The organism is Mycolicibacterium hippocampi, from assembly GCF_010723735.1.
Taxonomy (GTDB): Bacteria; Actinomycetota; Actinomycetes; order Mycobacteriales; family Mycobacteriaceae; genus Mycobacterium; species Mycobacterium hippocampi.
Genome location: NZ_BLLB01000002.1, coordinates 5097933 through 5113157 on the forward strand (window position 1 = coordinate 5097933; position 15225 = coordinate 5113157).

The window sequence follows — 15225 nt, forward strand, 5'->3', positions numbered from 1 at the left end:
TGATGCACTATCTCCCGGTCAGTGCGCCGCCGGTCACGGCCGTCGGACCGTCGAGCACGTCGAACTCACGGATGGACAGCTCCGTGAAGTGTGGGCTGTCGAGCAGGCCGGCGAACACCGCGGTCTCGCGGCTTGCCTGCGCGGCGTCGCGTGATTCGAAGACGTACACGCCGCCGTAGGTGTTCGTGGCGGGGTCGGCGAGCCAGACCTTGCTCAGCAGCCCGGGCCAGGCGGTGAAGGCCCCGGCGATCTGCTCGGCATGGGCGGTGTAATCCTCGGGCGAGAGATCGGCCAGAGCGAAGGTGACGATCCGCACGTACATGTTGCTCCTCGGATGCTGTCAGTCGATGGGGTGGGCGTCGACGCCGAATGCGTCGAGCAGCGAGGCGATCTGGTCATGAGTCGGCGCCGGAACCGGCTCGGCCTCACTGGCGGCCGGCACCGAGTCCAGGGTGTGGTCGATGCCGCGCCGGACCGGAGGCAGGTGCGACGAGAGCAGCACGGAAGGAGCGAGCCGGCGAACGGCTTCGATCTGGTCGCGCAGCTTGTCACCGTCGGCGTGGGCGACCCAGGGGCTGTCGGTGCCGGCCCAGGCCACCTGCGCGGACCGCAGCACGTCCGGATCGATGTGGTCGGTGTCCGGTCCTGCGACCAGGTCTGCGGGAAGTGGCGCACCGAAGCAGTCCGAGCTGAAATATGCGCCGGTCGATCGGTCGAGGAAACCCAGCGTCCCGGGGCTGTCGTAGAGCGGAGGCCGAACGGCCCGCAGCACCCGGTCGTCGACGTGGACGTCGTCGCCGGGGTTGACGATGCGGGTTCTGTCGAACGGCACGGCGCCGTCGGGTGCGGCCCGCCCGAAGGTCAGGAACGTTCCGAGAACTGTTGCCTTGGGCGCCAACTCGAGAAGTCGCTCCAGTGCGCCGGTGTGGTCGCGGTCCTCGTGGGTCAGCCAGATCCATTTCAGATCCGGCAGTTTCACGCAGTCGGCGAGGGCGTCGACAAAATCCGGCGCGAGTACGCCCGTGCCGGTGTCGACCAGAACCGGCTCCGCGGAATGCAGCAGGAAGGCGTTCATCGGGATGACACCCATGCCGGGGACCGGCCAGTAGGTCGGGATCACGTCCACCCCGGATGACGCGGCGAACGGGCTGCCGACATGTGGTTGGTTCATGAGTCGCTCCTTGGCAGAGATGAATTCGGGTCGGCGACATGCACGACCAGATACCGGAGGAAGAACTGCGTCAGCGGGCCGACGCCCAATGCGAACACCACTGTTCCCAGACCCACGGTGCCTCCGAGCAGGAAGCCCGACGCCAGCACCGAGACCTCGATCCCGGTGCGGACGCGGCGGATCGGCCAGCCCGCCCGGCGGGCCAGCCCGGTCATCAGGCCGTCGCGCGGCCCCGGCCCGAGCTGCGCCCCGACGTACAGCGCAGTGGCGAAGGCGCAGACCACAACGCCGGACAGCGCGTAGCCGTAGCGCATCACGATGCCGTCCGGTGTCGGCAGCAGGGCCAGGCTGAGGTCGGCGAACGGGCCCAGCAACGCGGTGTTGAGGACGGTGCCGAGTCCCGGCATCTGGCGCAGCGGGATCCATGCCGCCAACACCCCGAGTGCGGTGAGGACGATGATCGCCCCGAGGCTGAGCGGAGCGTGCAGCGCGACGCCGGCATGGAAGACATCCCAGGGTGCGGCACCCACCGCACCCTCGATCATCAGCGCGATCGACAGGCCGTACAGCCAGAGACCGATCACCAGGCGGGCCAGGCGTTCCGGCAGGCGGCCCGCGGTCAGCTGGGCCACCGGACCGAGATTGGCCAGCTTTGCCTCAGTATTGGTTGTGGACATGCGACGAGAATGCCGACAATTGGCCTTGGTTTACATATCCAATTGGCTCATAATGGCCTCGTGAACACTGCGCTGGGGCCGGAACGGCTTGCTCGTCTGGTCGGCGACTTCGATCGCGCTCCGGCGTACCGCGGGCTGAGCGACGTGCTGCAGGAGCTGATCGGCGACGGTCGCATCCCGATCGGCACCCGGCTTCCCAGCGAGCGCACCGTGACAGCTCCGCTCGGCGTGTCGCGCACGACCGTCACCCGCGCCTATGCCGACCTGGTGGCCAGCGGGTTCGCCGTCGCCAAACAGGGGTCGGGAACCTATGCCGCGGTACCGGTCGATCGGCGCAAGGTTCACGACCGGGCGCGGCGCCCCCTCGGGATGCCTGCGCCCGCCGCAGGTTCGGTCGACCTGAGCATCGCCGCCGGCGGGGCCACGCCCGGGACCATGGCCGCCTACGAACGAGCACTGCAGGCGTTGCCGTCCTACCTCGTCGGTGACGGCTACCTGCCGTCGGGCCTGCCCGATCTGCAGGCCAGGGTTGCCGACTCCTTCACCGACCGCGGACTGCCCACCTACCCTGAGCAGATCGTGGTCACCTCCGGCGCGTTGGCGGCGATCGCGACCGTGGCACGAGCGCTGTCGCGGCCCGGCGACCGGGTGATGGTCGAGTCACCGGTGTACTCCAACGCCGTCGAGGCGTTGCGGCAGGGCGGGGCCCGCCTGGTGAGCTCACCGCTGCCGGATCCGCTCGACAGCGAGGGCTGGGACCTCGAAGGAATCGACGCCGCATTGCGGCAGACCTCGCCCCGGCTGGCCTACCTCATCCCGGACTTCCAGAATCCGACGGGTTTCCTGATGAGCGACGCGGACCGGGATCGCTATGCCGCAGCGCTGCGCCGGGCGCGCGCCACCGCGATCGTCGATGAGACGCTGCAGCCCCTCAGCTTCATCGACGGCCGGATGCCGGCTCCGTTCGCCGCGTTCGAGCCCACCGCCATCACGATCGGCAGTGCGTCGAAGGCGTACTGGGGTGGGCTGCGGGTCGGCTGGATCCGGGCGCCTCGGCCGCTGGTCGACCGGATCGTCGCCGCCCGGGTGCGCTCCGACCTGGGCACCTCAGTGCTCGATCAACTGGTCGTCAGCGAGCTGATGGCCACCGACGGAATCCTCCCCCGGCGCCGTGAGGAACTGCGGCAACGGCGTGATGCGCTCGCCGACGCGGTACGCCGGCAACTGCCCGGGTGGCGTTTCAGGCTTCCGGAAGGCGGGGTGAGTCTCTGGGTCCGGCTTCCCGGCGGAAGCGCCACGCGCCTTGCTGTCGAACTGGAACGCCACGGCGTCCAGGTCGCGCCGGGACCGGTGTTCACCGTCGAGGGAGGCTCGGATTCGTGGGTCCGGATCCCGTTCGCCAAACCCGCCGAGGAACTCGTCAGGGCCGTCGGGCTGATGGCGCAAGTGTGGCCCGACGCGGCGGGTGCGCGCAGCAGCACCGACGCCGCGCGCACCTTGATCGCCTGAGCGGGATCGCACGGGAATGTATTCGGACCGCAGTCCGTTTGTTGTGGGGTATCTGTCGGACCCGCCGGCGCCACACGACGAAAAGAGACACCACATGACCACCGCCACACAGTTGTCCACCGGAACCTGGGCCATCGACCCCGTCCACTCGACCGTCGGCTTCTCGGTACGCCACCTGATGGTGAGCAAGGTCCGAGGGCAGTTCGACACGTTCAGCGGCACGATCACCGTGGCGCCGGACGGCACGCCCTCGGTGCACGCCGAGATCGCCGTCGACTCGGTCAACACCCGCAACGAGCAGCGCGATGCGCATGTGCGGTCCGCAGACTTCTTCGATGCCGAGACCTACCCGGTGGCGACGTTCACGTCCACCGGCGTGCGGGCCGACGGCGACCACTACGTCCTCGACGGTGATTTCACCCTCAAAGGTGTCACTCGGCCGATCTCGCTGGATCTGGAGTTCAACGGGGTCAACCCCGGCATGGGTCACGGCGAGGTTGCCGGGTTCGAGGCGTCGGTTGTCCTGAACCGCAAGGACTTCGGTATCGACATCGATATCCCGTTGGAGACCGGAGGCGCGGTCGTCGGCGACAAGGTGACGATCACGCTCGAGATCGAGGCTCTCAAGCAGGCCTGAAGCCGGCACGGAAGGCCACCGCGGTCCCCTCGCGGTGGTCTTCGCCGGCACTACTCGGTGATCGAATGACTGATCTCCCCGATCTGGTCGATGACCAGCGTGAGCCGGTCTCCCGGCTGTAACCACCGACCCGTCTCCATACCGCTGCCACCCGGCAGGGTGCCGGTCGCGAACAGTTCTCCCGGATAGAGATGTTCGCTACGCGAGGCGTGCGCGAGCACCTCACCGATCGACCACTGCATCCCCCGGCTGAACACCGTGCCGACCGTGGAGCCGTTGACGCTGACCGAACCACTGAGCGCATCCAGCCTGGGCACGATCTCGTCGGCGGAGACCGCCACCACCGACATCGAGGACGCGAAGTGTTTGGACTTCTGCGGCCCCAGCCCGGTGGCCATCTCGCTGCGCTGGACATCGCGGGCGCTGAAGTCGTTGACGACGACGAATGCGCCGACCGCGTCGAGTGCCTCCTGCGGGGTCGCGTTGTACAGCGGCGCCATCAGCACGAAGCCGAGTTCCAGCTCGAAGTCCAACGCCGACGAATACGAGGGAATCGCCACCGGGGCACCGCTGGGGATGAAGCTGAGGTGGTTGGACATGTAGTAGATCGGCTGCCGGTAGAACAGTCCTTTGGGCTTGAACAGTGGAAATGGTTTGCGGGTCAGCCTTTCGACGAGCGTCGCCGCCCGGGCCTGGGCGGGGTGGAACCGGCGGACCAGTCCGCGTGCCGCGTCGACGGCATGCTGCTCGTAGAGCATGAAGTCACGAAAGGACGCCGGCTGGAACGGCAGCACGTTGCCGGACAGGTCGACATGCCGTTGGGCGGTGGCGAGTTCCCAAGCGGAGTCGAAGACCGTCCCGCCGAGAACAGCCTGATCCTGCGCGGGAGCCCAGGAGCCGTCCGGCGTCATCGACTGCAGGGTCAGCCTGCCGTCGGCGAGCGTGCGTCGAAACTTCACATCTACGTCCTACCAGTCCCGGCACTACTCCGGAAATCGTTGTGGCGCTATGGCAGCGGAGGAGTGGGTCCCGGCGGAAGGCTGGCACCGGGAGGTGGCGCCGTTCCAGGCAGCGGTTCACCGAGCTGATCCTGTGGCATCTGGCCGAGAAAGCTGCCCCTGAGGTATCCGCCCTCATAGAGGTGCCACAACCGCCTCGCAACATCGATTCTGGATAGGTCGGTGTTCTCTGCCCCCGGCACGCCGTCGAATATTGTGCCCTCGCCGGGTGCCGAGGGCGCCAGGTTCTGCGGCAACAAGTGGGCATTGTTGAAGGCCTCGAGGTCCGGCGGCGTGCCGGGCGGCCCCCCCGGCGCCGCCGGCACCGGATTCTGGCCGAGCAGGTACTGACTCGGGTCGGCGGGTAACCCGGGCAGTAGTGATCCACGCTGCTCCGACAGCCCTCCGAGCAGCGGTGCTGACGGACCCGAAACCACCGGGGGCGCCGGAACCGCCGGATCGGGCAGTGACGGAAGAGGTTGCGCGGCCGCAGTTGTCGATGAGCCGACCACAGCCAGCAGTACGGCTACCGCGATGCTCGCCATCACGTCCGTCGTCATGCGGTCTTGGCCGACCATCTTCGTATCCGGTCCTCAGACGGCTTTGGTGACGCCGTAGTAGGCGATGATGTCGTCGGTGTCCGTGGTGGAGCTCGTCAGTATTGCGTAGGACCGCAGGAATGACTGACCGACACAGCCGTCGATCGTGATGTGGACATCCTTGAGGGTGACGCGCGTTGTGGTGCCGCTGAACTCCTTCTGAACAACCTGTACCTCCTGGACCATGCCGGGCAGGAGATCGACTTCGATCGAGCCGCCGATCCCAACGTCGAATTCGAGTGAGTCGGGCAGCGGGAAAAGGTCGAAGCCGCCGGAGCTCAGGCCGCCGCCGAGGGTGACCTTGTCCAGGGTTATACCGCAGCCGATCTGATACCCGACGACCAGCGTTCCGCCATCCAGCTCGGTGCCACCCGAACCCGTGACGGTCCCGGTGAATGTGCCGGCCGCCAGGTATTCACGGGACGAGACGGCAGTCGTCAGAGGTGCCACCGGCAACTGAGTCTCGTCGGTCGCGGTGACCGTCAAGATCCAGCCGTCCGGGGTCGTCACGACGCTGGCGGGCTCGGACGCGACAGCCCCGGTATCCGGTGGCGCGACCCCCGGGCCGGGCGGCAGCGGTTCCCCCGATGCGAGCGGTGCCGTCCCCAGCACTGGCAGCAGACACACAGCGGCCAGAACGGCGAGACGAAGCAATATCGGCCGGTCGAGAAACCTCACACAAGTTGTCACTCGGCGGAACTGCGGCACTGCCTGACTCCTCATTCGTCGTGGTGACATGTCGCAAAGCCCCGCGGCGGTCAGACGATCTTGGTGACACCGAGATAAGTGATGACATCCTCGGTGTCCTCGGTCGAGACGGCCAGGGTCGCACGGGACCGGATGAACGACTGACCGACACATCGATCGAAGTTGACGCGCAGACCGGTGATGGTGACCCGGGCTTCGTCGCCCTCAAACTTCTTGTCGGCGATGTCGACCACCGAGATCTGGCCCGGCAGCAGGTCGATACTTCCGTCGATGCCGAACTGGCCGTCGAAGTCTGGTATCGGAAGTACCACGGCTAGGCCGGCGCTGGGCTCGATCGCGATTTCATCCGCCAGGACCCCACAGCCGATCTGGTACCCGGCAACAAGCGTTCCGCCGGTCAGCTCCGTCGTGCCGGAGCCCGTGACCTTCCCGACGAAGGTGCCACCGACCAGGTATTCACGCGACGAGATCGCCGTCGTCAGCGGCGCAACGGGCAGCTGTGACTCGTCACGTGCAGACACCTCGACACGCCAGCCGTCGGGAGTGTCCAAGACTCCCGGGGCGCCCGATGCCACGACGCCGGGTGGCGGGGGCGGGCCGACATCGGCGACCGGTTGCACCGGCGGCTCGGGCAGTGGTTCCGCCCACGCGAGTTGCGCCGACCCGACGGTCATCAACCAGCCAGCAACCGCAAAGGCGGTGAAACTCTTCGACATGCGGTGGTTCGCCTTTCGCGGACACATCTCGCAGAACTGTAGTCGGGGCGGTCCCCGGCGGCGAGCGGACGACCAAACCTTCCTGCGCGGTTCGCAAACTGGTCACCGGCACTGTGCGCGGCGAACGCGCGGAAGGCCCAGTGAGCCTATTGACAGGTTTTCGAAGTGGGTCGAGGATTCGGGTCATGGCCGCTCCGGGTGTCGTCGGGCGACTTCTGGCCGCGGGGCTGATCGCGTTCGGTATCGGCCTGGGCGGCAGCACCACGAACGCTTCCGCCGATCCAGGCGAGGCGGAGCCGCCGGCTCCCGGGCCGGCAGCGGTCGGCGTACCTGTTGAGGGCGACCCCGCGGAGTCGGTCAGCGCGGCCTGCCGACAGTTCACCGCGGCGCTGCGGGTCGCCTCCGTCTACTACAACAACTTCGCCTACTCGATTGCCGGCAATGGCGCGTATGTCGACTACCAAGATCCGGCCGTCCGCAGCGAAAACCTGGATGGGCGAACCGCGTTGCGGAAAGCAGCCGGTGAAGCGCTGAGCGCGGCGTCGACACCCGGCCTGCCGCCGAACATCGCCAATCCGATGCGATCGTGGTCATGGCACGCCGGGAAGCTGGTGCTGGCCATGGGGCTTCGCGCTGACGGCGACACCCTCGACAACACGGCAGCCGAACTCGACAAGGAGGCGGAGATCACCCAGATGGCCTGCGCCAACGCCGGCGCACTACCGGCAAGGGGCCCGCGTCGATAGCTCGCGCACCCGGACGGCGAAAGCCCGCACGCGTGTCGCCCCGTCGCCCCGTCGCAAAGAACCCGGACCACCGGGAAAGAACCGGATGGGTTGGTCCAACGTGCTACCGGCACTGTCCAGGTTGCATAGACTGGCCCGCACGGCATCAACGCACATCGAGGAGCGACCATGACGACGCCTGGTGTCAAAGTTCGTCGGGTCATCGTGTTCGGTGGCTTTGCCATCGCCGCCGCCATCGGGCCGGCGGTGGCCGCGTCAATCGGCGCCGAACCGACTGACACGCCGATGGCCACGTGCCCGCCGGGCGAACACCAGGATCCCTCGACGCTCGCCTGCTTGCCGGGGCCGGCGCCCGTCGGTGTAGATGTTGCCCCTGGCCTCAACCAGCAATGGGTCGAGCAGGACGTCTACGGCACGCCCGGCGAGCAACCCGCCCATGCCGGCGGCACCACGGTTCCTTGAGGCCGGCACCGCCGGCCGCGAGCGCGACAGAAATGCCCGCCGGTCGCGGCGCGGCGGCGTGCAGACCCGCGCGGTCGCGGAACGGGGAGGTCAGGCGGCCAGCGGGGTGTAGGTGGTGGTGCGCTGCCGGGCGGGACGGCCGATGCCGGCCGCGATGCCGATCAGGTCCTCGATGCTCTTGTACGAGCCGAACTCCGAGCCGGCCATCCGCGAGATGGTCTCCTCCATCAAGGTGCCGCCGAGGTCGTTGGCCCCGCCGTTGAGCATCACCTGGGTGCGCTCGACGCCGAGCTTCACCCAGCTGGTCTGGATGTTGGAGATCCTGCCGTGCAACATGATTCGCGCCAGCGCATGCACTGCGCGGTTGTCCCGGTGCGTCGGCCCGGGGCGCGCCCCGCCCGCCAGGTACAGCGGCGAGGACTGATGCACGAACGGCAGTGGCACGAACTCGGTGAAACCTCCGGTGCGGTCCTGGATCTCGCGCAGCACTCGCAGGTGCCCGACCCAGTGGCGCGGCGCGTCGACGTGGCCGTACATCATCGTCGAACTCGACCGCAGCCCGACTTCGTGTGCCGTCGTGACCACCTCGATCCACATCGAGGTGGGCAGCTTGCCCTTGGTCAGCACCCACCGCACCTCGTCGTCGAGGATCTCCGCTGCCGTCCCGGGAATGCTGTCCAGCCCGGCCTCCCGCAGTTCGGTGAGCCAATCACGAATGCTCACACCGCTTTTGGCGACACCGTTGGTGATCTCCATCGGGCTGAATGCGTGCACATGCATCGACGGCACCCGCGCCTTGACTGCACGAACCAGGTCGGCATACCCGGTGACGGGTAACTCGGGGTCGATACCACCCTGCATGCACACCTCGGTGGCCCCGGCGGCGTGCGCCTCCCACGCCCGCTGGGCGACCTCGTCGGTCGACAGCGAGAACGCGTCGGCGTCCCCCTTGCGCTGGGCGAACGCGCAGAACCGGCAGCCTGTGTAGCAGATGTTGGTGAAGTTGATGTTGCGGTTGACGACGAACGTGACGTCGTCCCCGACCGCGTCGCGGCGCAACGAATCAGCCAGCGCCGCAACGGCATCCATCGCAGGACCATCCGCGGTGGCCAGCGCGAGGTACTCGTCGTCGGTGCAACCGGCGGGATCGCGCTCGGCCGAGCGCAGCGCGGCGAGCACGTCGGTGTCGACTCGCTCGGGAGCGCGGGTGGCCAGCTCGTGCACCTTCTCCCGGATGGACTCCCAGTCACCGAACGCGCTGCCGAGATCACTGCGGGTCTCGGTCAGCCTGCCCTCGGCATCGATCGCGGCGTGCAGGTCGGTGCGACCCAATGACTCGGTCGCTTCGTCGGGCTCCTGCCAGGGGCGGCCCACCGGATTGACATCGAGGGCGTAGCCGGTCTCGGGGTCGGCGAGGGCGTCGACGTGCCCCTGCACCCGGGGGTCGATCCAGCCGGCGCGGGCCTGCACGTACTGCGGCTGCGCCGTCAGCCGCTGCACCAGGTCGTAGCCCGCTTCGGCCGTCACCGCTGCGAGCTCGTCGAGCGCGGGCCAGGGACGCTCGGGGTTGACGTGGTCGGGCGTCAACGGCGACACCCCTCCCCAGTCATCCACACCTGCCCCGAGAAGCGCCAGACAATCGGCCCGCGACACCAGGTTCGGCGGGGCCTGGATGCGCACCTTGGGACCCATCACCAGCCGGCTGACCGCCAGCGTGGCCAGGAACTCGTCGATCTCCGCATCGGGCGTTGCCGCCATCGCGGTGTGCTCCTTGGCGCGGAAGTTCTGCACGATCACTTCCTGGACGTGCCCGAACGACTTGTGTGACCGGCGGATGGCGTGGATGGTCTCGGCGCGCTCGCGCAACGTCTCACCGATGCCCACCAGCAGCCCGGTGGTGAAGGGAATCGACAACCGGCCGGCGTCGTCGAGCGTCCGCAACCGCACCTCGGGATCTTTGTCCGGGCTGCCGTAGTGAGCTTCCCCGCGCGTCTCGAACAGCCGCCGCGACGTCGTCTCGAGCATCATCCCCATCGACGGTGCGACCGGTTTGAGCCGAGACAGTTCCGTCCAGCTCATCACGCCCGGGTTGAGGTGCGGCAGCAGACCGGTCTCCTCGAGCACCCGGATCGCCATCGCCCGCACATAGTCCAAAGTTGAGTCGTAACCCCGCTCGTCGAGCCATTGACGCGCCTCGTCCCACCGCTCTTCCGGGCGGTCGCCGAGGGTGAACAACGCTTCTTTGCAACCCAATTCGGCGCCACGACGAGCGACGTCGAGAATCTCGTCGGGCTCCATGTACATGCCTTTGCCCGCTGCCCGCAGCCGGCCGGGGACGGTGACGAAGGTGCAGTAGTGGCAGGTGTCGCGGCACAGGTGAGTGACGGGGATGAACACCTTGCGCGAGTAGCTGATGGGCAGCCGGCCTGTCGGGCCTCGCCGGCCCGCGGCTTCCAGTCCGGCGTCGCGCACCCGCGCGGCGCTGGCGCACAGGTCGGCCAGATCGTCGCCACGCGCCGTCAGCGCTACCGCGGCCTCGTCGACGTTGAGCGCCACCCCGTCGCGCGCGCGCCGCAGCACCCGCCTCATAGCGGCCGGACTCGCTGCACCCGCCTTCGGCGGAACAGCGGGGATGGGCAGGTCGGCGCCGCGTTGGGTGTTCAGAGCCACTTCCCTGTAACTCCGGAGTCGTCGCGGATCATCCGCGCGTCTCACTATCTGAAACCGAGTGCGCGCGACATGCCCCTGACATAGACGTCACAGTAGTCATCCGACGACGGCGCCGGGGTCCGCCCCGTCGATCGGGTGCCCGGATCAGCCCGCGGGCGTCGAGTGCCGCACCAGCACCCAGGCGCCGGGCAGCGCTCCCAACGCGATCAGCAGCAGCGGGGCGAACTCCATGATCCCGGTGCCGCCGAAGACGATGTCGTCGCCCGGACCGCCGAAGGTGAACACCAGCACGGTCAGCAGCCACGTCCACAGCGGCAGCGCCGCCAGCCGGGGACTCGGCGTCCACTGCAGCGCCGCCCACACCAACAACGCGTTGAGTACACCGCTGAGCAGCGCACTGACCGGCAGCGGCACCGGGCCGATTCGCAGGGGCAGGAAGAAGACCGCCATCAGTGCGGAGAACACCCCGTCGGCGCCGATCAGGACCAGCATCGCGAGACGGAGCCGGCCCGAGGCCGGCGTGGACGTCGCTGTCAGGTCGGGATGCTGTCGAGCACGGAGACGAGCGAACCCACGACCCACTGGAAGCTGTCGAGGCGGTCCTGCCAGTGCTGCAGGTTGGGATCCAGGTCCGGGTCCATGCGCTTCCCCTCCGTGCGACCGATCGGTTTCGGGCAGCTTACCCGGTCATCGCGCCGACTGACCCGCGGCTAACACAAACCGACGGTGCGCGTGATCACGGCGCCGGCCTCATGCATCGCTTCGCGTAGCGGATCGGCCAGTTCGTCGGGCAGCACGTCACGAGACCACACCAACCTGCAACGGTCGGCGCCGTCCGGAATGACCTGCATGACCGCGTTGTCGTGATCTGGCCGCAGTGAGTCGCCGATGACCGAATACACGATGCGACGCGCAGCGTCATCGCGAGCGACCAGCCGTTCGCGGGCGATGGTGCCGTTGGCGAAGGTCACCACCCGGACGTCGCCCTCCGCCTGCGATGACACGACATAACCCGGCGCCATGGCGGCCGGGCCGGCTGCCCAGTCGCCGACCACTCGCCACGCCCGTGCAGCGTCAACATCGATCAGGAACTCGGTGTGAATCGAAGCCATGCATGCAGCCTGCGCCCGCAACCCGCGACGGGTCTTGAACATTTTTGCGCAACCGAGGTGTCGGAGAGAGCGGCTAGTGTCGAGCCGTGCCGACTGCGGTGACCCTGGTGACGCGCCCGGAGTTCAGCCTGCATGCTTGGACTTGCCGCGGCGGTGACACGGGCTGGTCTGCCCCTGAGCGGCCGGTGGATGCGCGGCTGGTGCTGGTTCGCGCCGGGCGCTTCCGGCGACGCAGCCTCAGCGGTCAGGTCGATCTCGACCCGACAGTCGGATATCTGGGTGCACCCGGCGAAGAGGAGGTGTTCGCGCATCCGCATGGGGGCGATGCGTGTACCTCGCTCCAGCTGGCCGGGGACTGCTGGCGGGCGCTGGTCGGCGATCCCGGGAACATCTTCCACGGCACGTTCTACGTCGACGCGAGAGTCGAACTCGGGCATCGCATGCTGCTGGCGGCCGGGCCGGCCGATGCCGATGGCCTGCTGGCCGAGCGGTTGGTCCATCTGATGGCGGCGGCGCTTTGCCCCACAGCCGACCGTCGGATGCCGGTGACGGACCGACCCACACCCGCCGACCAGCGACTGGTGCATCGGGCCCGTGCCGCCATCCACGATGGTCACCCGGCAGCACACGGCCTGTTCGCCCTGGCGGCGCTGTTGGGTGCGTCCCCGTATCGGTTGAGCCGAGCCTTCCCACGGGAGCTGGGCGTATCACTGACCAGATATCGCAATCGGGTGCGGGTGGGCTGGGCCCTCGACCGGCTGCGCCGCGGCGACGCGACGCTCGCCGATCTGGCTGCACAGCTCGGTTTCGCCGATCAGGCCCACCTGACCCGCACGATGCGTGAGCATGTCGGATACCCACCGGCGGCGGTTCGCAGAATGCTGGGCAACGAGCGCCCGCACCGGCCACGGTCCCCTCCCCGCTAACCCAGCTTCAGCCCGGCCAGCAAGTCGGACTCCCAGCCACGATCGTCCCGTTGCCCGGGCGCACCTGCGGCCAGGACGTAGTACTCCCACCCGTCGATCGGCAGCGCGATGCTGTTCGACAGTGCGCCGGCCCTGCCGTCCGCGGACACGCTCACCTGAGTCTGATGCGCGCGCAGCGCCGCGACCTTCGCCGGCAGGTGCGCACTGACGTCCAGCGCCGCATCGATCGCGTTGTCGGCGAAGCCGAAGGGAAGGTCGGCGCCGGTGACCCGCGTCCACTCCTCCGGCACATCGGTGAGCGCCTCCAACCCGGCGGTCATCGCCGACGTCGACATCACCGTCCAGTACACCTTCGGCACCTGCCAGTCGGCCGCCTCGAGCGCCGCCGTCGTCACCCGGTGCACGTGCACGTGGTCGGGGTGCCCGTAGCCGCCGTCCGGGTCATAGGTGACGACGACGTGCGGACGGAGGCCGTCGATCACCGCGGCCATCGCGGCCGCCTGTTCGCCGAGATCACCGTCGACGAACCGTTCCTGGTGCCGCTTCGGAGTGCCTTCCATGCCTGAGTCGCGCCAGCGCCCGGGCCCGCCGAGGAAACGCGGGCGGTCCACCCCGAGCGCGGTCAGCGCCGCCGTCAGCTCACCGATCCGGTAGCCGCCCAACTGGTCGGCGCAGTCGACGGCGAGTTGCGCCCACTGCTCGCCGATCACCTCCCCCTCCTCGCCGAGCGTGCACGTGAGCACCTGCACCTGCGCGCCACGGGCCACGTAGTGCGCGATGGTCGCGCCCGTGGTCAGGGTCTCGTCGTCGGGATGGGCATGGACAAAGAGCAGCCGCGCGGTCTCCATCCGACCAGCTTGCCAACTCTTCACGCTCCGCGGGGGGTGGCGGGTCCACAGCTGCCGAAGCAGCGTTCCTGGGAGCCCACCACGCTCCGCGAAAAATACCTGCGACGCGCCCGAACAACCCATTGACACAGCTCGGCTGGTGAGTTTCGATGAGTATCTCGACGTTTGCTAGCAAAGTCTGTCGCAAAGGGGAGCGAGTCGCTGTGGAATCCCGAACCAGTCGTTCGTACAAGTCCGTAGGTATCGCGGCAATCGGTGCCGGTGCGATCTCCGTCGCCTCCGTCATGGCCCCACCTGCCGACGTCGAGGTGCCGGAGCACCAGCCCACCAATACGGCGAGCTCGACCAGGGAAATGGTCGAGTTGCTGGCCGCCGTACAGCAGCGCACGACACCAACCGCCGACACGTCACCCGTGCCGGCCCGCGACACCTCAGCCCCCAAGCTCCTGGCGCTACCACCCATCCCATTGCTGGACGCCATGGCGCCACCGGTACCGACGCCTGCTCCAACGCTCCCCGCGCCGGGCGCCGGCGCCCGGGAGACAGCGATTTCGGGCTCCGACGCACCGACACCCGAGATGCTCACACTGCCGGCCAACCCCCTACTCGGGGGGCTCGCTGACGCGATCGACAACACCTACAACGCGGTGGAAACTCCGATCCGCGCTCTGGTCGAGGCGGTCGAGGAGGGGCTGACACAACTCGGCGTCCCCAACTTTCTCGCAGCTCAAGGCACCATCCTCTATACGTTCGGCGAAGCCGTCGTGAAGAGCGTCCTCTTCAATGGCACCGATTGGCTCCGGGGTGAGGGCAGCTTCTTCTCCAACGTGGAGGACCTCGGGAACGACCTTCTCGCCGCCGGCCTATGGCTGACAATCGACGAGTTGAATGCGTTCGACCTGTTGCCGCCGACTCCGGTCGACCTGCCGAGACCGCCGATGAATCAGTCGGTTGAAACTGGCTTCACCACGTCGCCCACTGCTGACGAGGAAGACACCGTCGACGAGGGCGCTCGCTCTCTTGCGGATGAAGCAGCAAGCACCGACAGCTCCGTCACCGAGACCGTCACAGAGGTCGACGTGAGCGGTGACCTGGACCCAGGCGATACCGCCAACGGCACAGCGGAGCCCACCGAAACAGACACTGCGAGCACTGACGACATCAGCGCCCAGAACATCGACGAGGCGACCGACGACAAGCGGTCAGGCGATACCGGCGGCGACAACGACGCCTCGTCGCACGGCGATACCGGCGGCGACAACGACGCCTCGTCGCACGGCGATTCCGACCCGGACCAGGATGCTGACAAAGGCGAGAAGCGCGACAAGCGCGACGGCAAGGGCCGGTCAGCACAGGCGGACACCGACCGCTCGGATTCCGACAAGGACAGCGACTAGCTCAGCCGTCCTTCCGTCGGACAGAGCGACCGCATCGTCGGTCGCTCGC

17 protein-coding genes are annotated in these 15225 nt (G+C 68.1%); 6 read left to right on the top strand and 11 right to left on the bottom strand.

What is annotated here, in order from left to right; translation table 11 throughout:
• Nucleotides 1-7: 7 nt before the first annotated feature.
• Genes G6N53_RS25440 through yczE form a run of 3 tightly spaced genes read right to left on the bottom strand, consistent with a single transcriptional unit; the run spans nucleotide 8 to nucleotide 1848 of the window.
• Nucleotides 8-322 (bottom strand): YdhR family protein, encoded by a 315-nt coding sequence (locus G6N53_RS25440; protein WP_163893770.1) that lies wholly within the window; start codon nucleotides 320-322, stop codon nucleotides 8-10.
• A gap of 18 nt (nucleotides 323-340) precedes the next feature.
• Nucleotides 341-1171, bottom strand: coding sequence for an oxygen-binding di-iron domain-containing protein (locus G6N53_RS25445; protein ID WP_163893772.1), 831 nt, complete (start codon nucleotides 1169-1171; stop codon nucleotides 341-343).
• Nucleotides 1168-1848: a membrane protein YczE gene (yczE, locus tag G6N53_RS25450; RefSeq protein ID WP_163893774.1), complete on the bottom strand. Its 681-nt coding sequence runs from the start codon at nucleotides 1846-1848 to the stop codon at nucleotides 1168-1170. The genes G6N53_RS25445 and yczE overlap by 4 nt, the downstream gene beginning before the upstream one ends.
• A 60-nt stretch (nucleotides 1849-1908) precedes the next feature.
• On the opposite strand from yczE, the gene yczR reads away from it, so the two are divergent.
• Nucleotides 1909-3357 carry a MocR-like transcription factor YczR gene (gene yczR / locus G6N53_RS25455; protein WP_205390461.1) on the top strand — a complete coding sequence of 483 codons (1449 nt, stop codon included), beginning with the start codon at nucleotides 1909-1911 and terminating at the stop codon, nucleotides 3355-3357.
• Between the two features lie 94 nt (nucleotides 3358-3451).
• Nucleotides 3452-3994, top strand: a complete 543-nt coding sequence (locus tag G6N53_RS25460; RefSeq protein WP_163893778.1) for a YceI family protein — start codon at nucleotides 3452-3454, stop codon at nucleotides 3992-3994.
• Between the two features lie 50 nt (nucleotides 3995-4044).
• On the opposite strand, the gene G6N53_RS25465 is transcribed toward G6N53_RS25460, so the two are convergent.
• From G6N53_RS25465 to G6N53_RS25480, 4 genes are all read right to left on the bottom strand, one after another.
• Nucleotides 4045-4953 carry a fumarylacetoacetate hydrolase family protein gene (locus tag G6N53_RS25465; protein ID WP_237166638.1) on the bottom strand — a complete coding sequence of 303 codons (909 nt, stop codon included), beginning with the start codon at nucleotides 4951-4953 and terminating at the stop codon, nucleotides 4045-4047.
• Between the two features lie 47 nt (nucleotides 4954-5000).
• Entirely contained in the window at nucleotides 5001-5552 is a 552-nt protein-coding gene (locus tag G6N53_RS25470) for a hypothetical protein (protein WP_163893779.1), read from the bottom strand.
• 33 nt (nucleotides 5553-5585) lie between these two features.
• Nucleotides 5586-6248, bottom strand: coding sequence for an MspA family porin (locus tag G6N53_RS25475; RefSeq protein WP_237166790.1), 663 nt, complete (start codon nucleotides 6246-6248; stop codon nucleotides 5586-5588).
• Nucleotides 6249-6349: 101 nt separating this feature from the next.
• Nucleotides 6350-7015: an MspA family porin gene (locus G6N53_RS25480; protein ID WP_163893783.1), complete on the bottom strand. Its 666-nt coding sequence runs from the start codon at nucleotides 7013-7015 to the stop codon at nucleotides 6350-6352.
• A 185-nt stretch (nucleotides 7016-7200) separates the two neighbouring features.
• Here G6N53_RS25480 and G6N53_RS30345 point away from each other — a divergent pair, with 185 nt between their 5' ends.
• Both G6N53_RS30345 and G6N53_RS25490 read left to right on the top strand, forming a co-directional pair.
• Nucleotides 7201-7761: an Rv2240c family protein gene (locus G6N53_RS30345; protein ID WP_237166639.1), complete on the top strand. Its 561-nt coding sequence runs from the start codon at nucleotides 7201-7203 to the stop codon at nucleotides 7759-7761.
• Nucleotides 7762-7929: 168 nt separating this feature from the next.
• The gene (locus tag G6N53_RS25490) at nucleotides 7930-8223 is read left to right on the top strand and encodes a hypothetical protein (RefSeq protein WP_163893785.1); all 294 of its coding nucleotides are present in this window, start codon (nucleotides 7930-7932) and stop codon (nucleotides 8221-8223) included.
• 90 nt (nucleotides 8224-8313) lie between these two features.
• Here G6N53_RS25490 and G6N53_RS25495 read toward each other — a convergent pair whose 3' ends face one another.
• The 3 genes from G6N53_RS25495 to G6N53_RS25505 form a co-directional block, all read right to left on the bottom strand.
• Complete coding sequence (locus G6N53_RS25495; protein ID WP_163893787.1) at nucleotides 8314-10893, bottom strand: bifunctional FO biosynthesis protein CofGH; 2580 nt, start codon at nucleotides 10891-10893, stop codon at nucleotides 8314-8316.
• Nucleotides 10894-11037: 144 nt separating this feature from the next.
• Nucleotides 11038-11475: a hypothetical protein gene (locus G6N53_RS25500; RefSeq protein ID WP_163893789.1), complete on the bottom strand. Its 438-nt coding sequence runs from the start codon at nucleotides 11473-11475 to the stop codon at nucleotides 11038-11040.
• A 128-nt stretch (nucleotides 11476-11603) separates the two neighbouring features.
• The gene (locus G6N53_RS25505; protein WP_163893791.1) at nucleotides 11604-12005 is read right to left on the bottom strand and encodes an SRPBCC family protein; all 402 of its coding nucleotides are present in this window, start codon (nucleotides 12003-12005) and stop codon (nucleotides 11604-11606) included.
• 86 nt (nucleotides 12006-12091) lie between these two features.
• On the opposite strand from G6N53_RS25505, the gene G6N53_RS30350 reads away from it, so the two are divergent.
• A complete protein-coding gene (locus G6N53_RS30350) occupies nucleotides 12092-12931 on the top strand; it encodes a helix-turn-helix domain-containing protein (protein WP_163893793.1) in 840 nt (279 codons plus the stop codon).
• Here G6N53_RS30350 and mshB read toward each other — a convergent pair.
• Nucleotides 12928-13779, bottom strand: a complete 852-nt coding sequence (mshB, locus tag G6N53_RS25515) for an N-acetyl-1-D-myo-inositol-2-amino-2-deoxy-alpha-D-glucopyranoside deacetylase (protein ID WP_163893795.1) — start codon at nucleotides 13777-13779, stop codon at nucleotides 12928-12930. The genes G6N53_RS30350 and mshB overlap by 4 nt on opposite strands.
• A 203-nt stretch (nucleotides 13780-13982) precedes the next feature.
• Here mshB and G6N53_RS25520 point away from each other — a divergent pair, with 203 nt between their 5' ends.
• A complete protein-coding gene (locus tag G6N53_RS25520; RefSeq protein WP_163893797.1) occupies nucleotides 13983-15176 on the top strand; it encodes a hypothetical protein in 1194 nt (397 codons plus the stop codon).
• Nucleotides 15177-15225: the final 49 nt, after the last annotated feature.

What these genes read in the sequence shown, in the direction of transcription:
- G6N53_RS25440 (WP_163893770.1), bottom strand. Translation starts at nt 322, where the DNA reads ATGTACGTGCGGATCGTCACCTTCGCTCTGGCCGATCTCTCGCCCGAG.
- G6N53_RS25490 (WP_163893785.1), top strand. Translation starts at nt 7,930, where the DNA reads ATGACGACGCCTGGTGTCAAAGTTCGTCGGGTCATCGTGTTCGGTGGC.
- mshB (WP_163893795.1), bottom strand. Translation starts at nt 13,779, where the DNA reads ATGGAGACCGCGCGGCTGCTCTTTGTCCATGCCCATCCCGACGACGAG.
- G6N53_RS25460 (WP_163893778.1), top strand. Translation starts at nt 3,452, where the DNA reads ATGACCACCGCCACACAGTTGTCCACCGGAACCTGGGCCATCGACCCC.
- G6N53_RS30345 (WP_237166639.1), top strand. Translation starts at nt 7,201, where the DNA reads ATGGCCGCTCCGGGTGTCGTCGGGCGACTTCTGGCCGCGGGGCTGATC.
- yczE (WP_163893774.1), bottom strand. Translation starts at nt 1,848, where the DNA reads ATGTCCACAACCAATACTGAGGCAAAGCTGGCCAATCTCGGTCCGGTG.
- G6N53_RS25445 (WP_163893772.1), bottom strand. Translation starts at nt 1,171, where the DNA reads ATGAACCAACCACATGTCGGCAGCCCGTTCGCCGCGTCATCCGGGGTG.
- G6N53_RS25480 (WP_163893783.1), bottom strand. Translation starts at nt 7,015, where the DNA reads ATGTCGAAGAGTTTCACCGCCTTTGCGGTTGCTGGCTGGTTGATGACC.
- G6N53_RS25505 (WP_163893791.1), bottom strand. Translation starts at nt 12,005, where the DNA reads ATGGCTTCGATTCACACCGAGTTCCTGATCGATGTTGACGCTGCACGG.
- G6N53_RS25470 (WP_163893779.1), bottom strand. Translation starts at nt 5,552, where the DNA reads ATGACGACGGACGTGATGGCGAGCATCGCGGTAGCCGTACTGCTGGCT.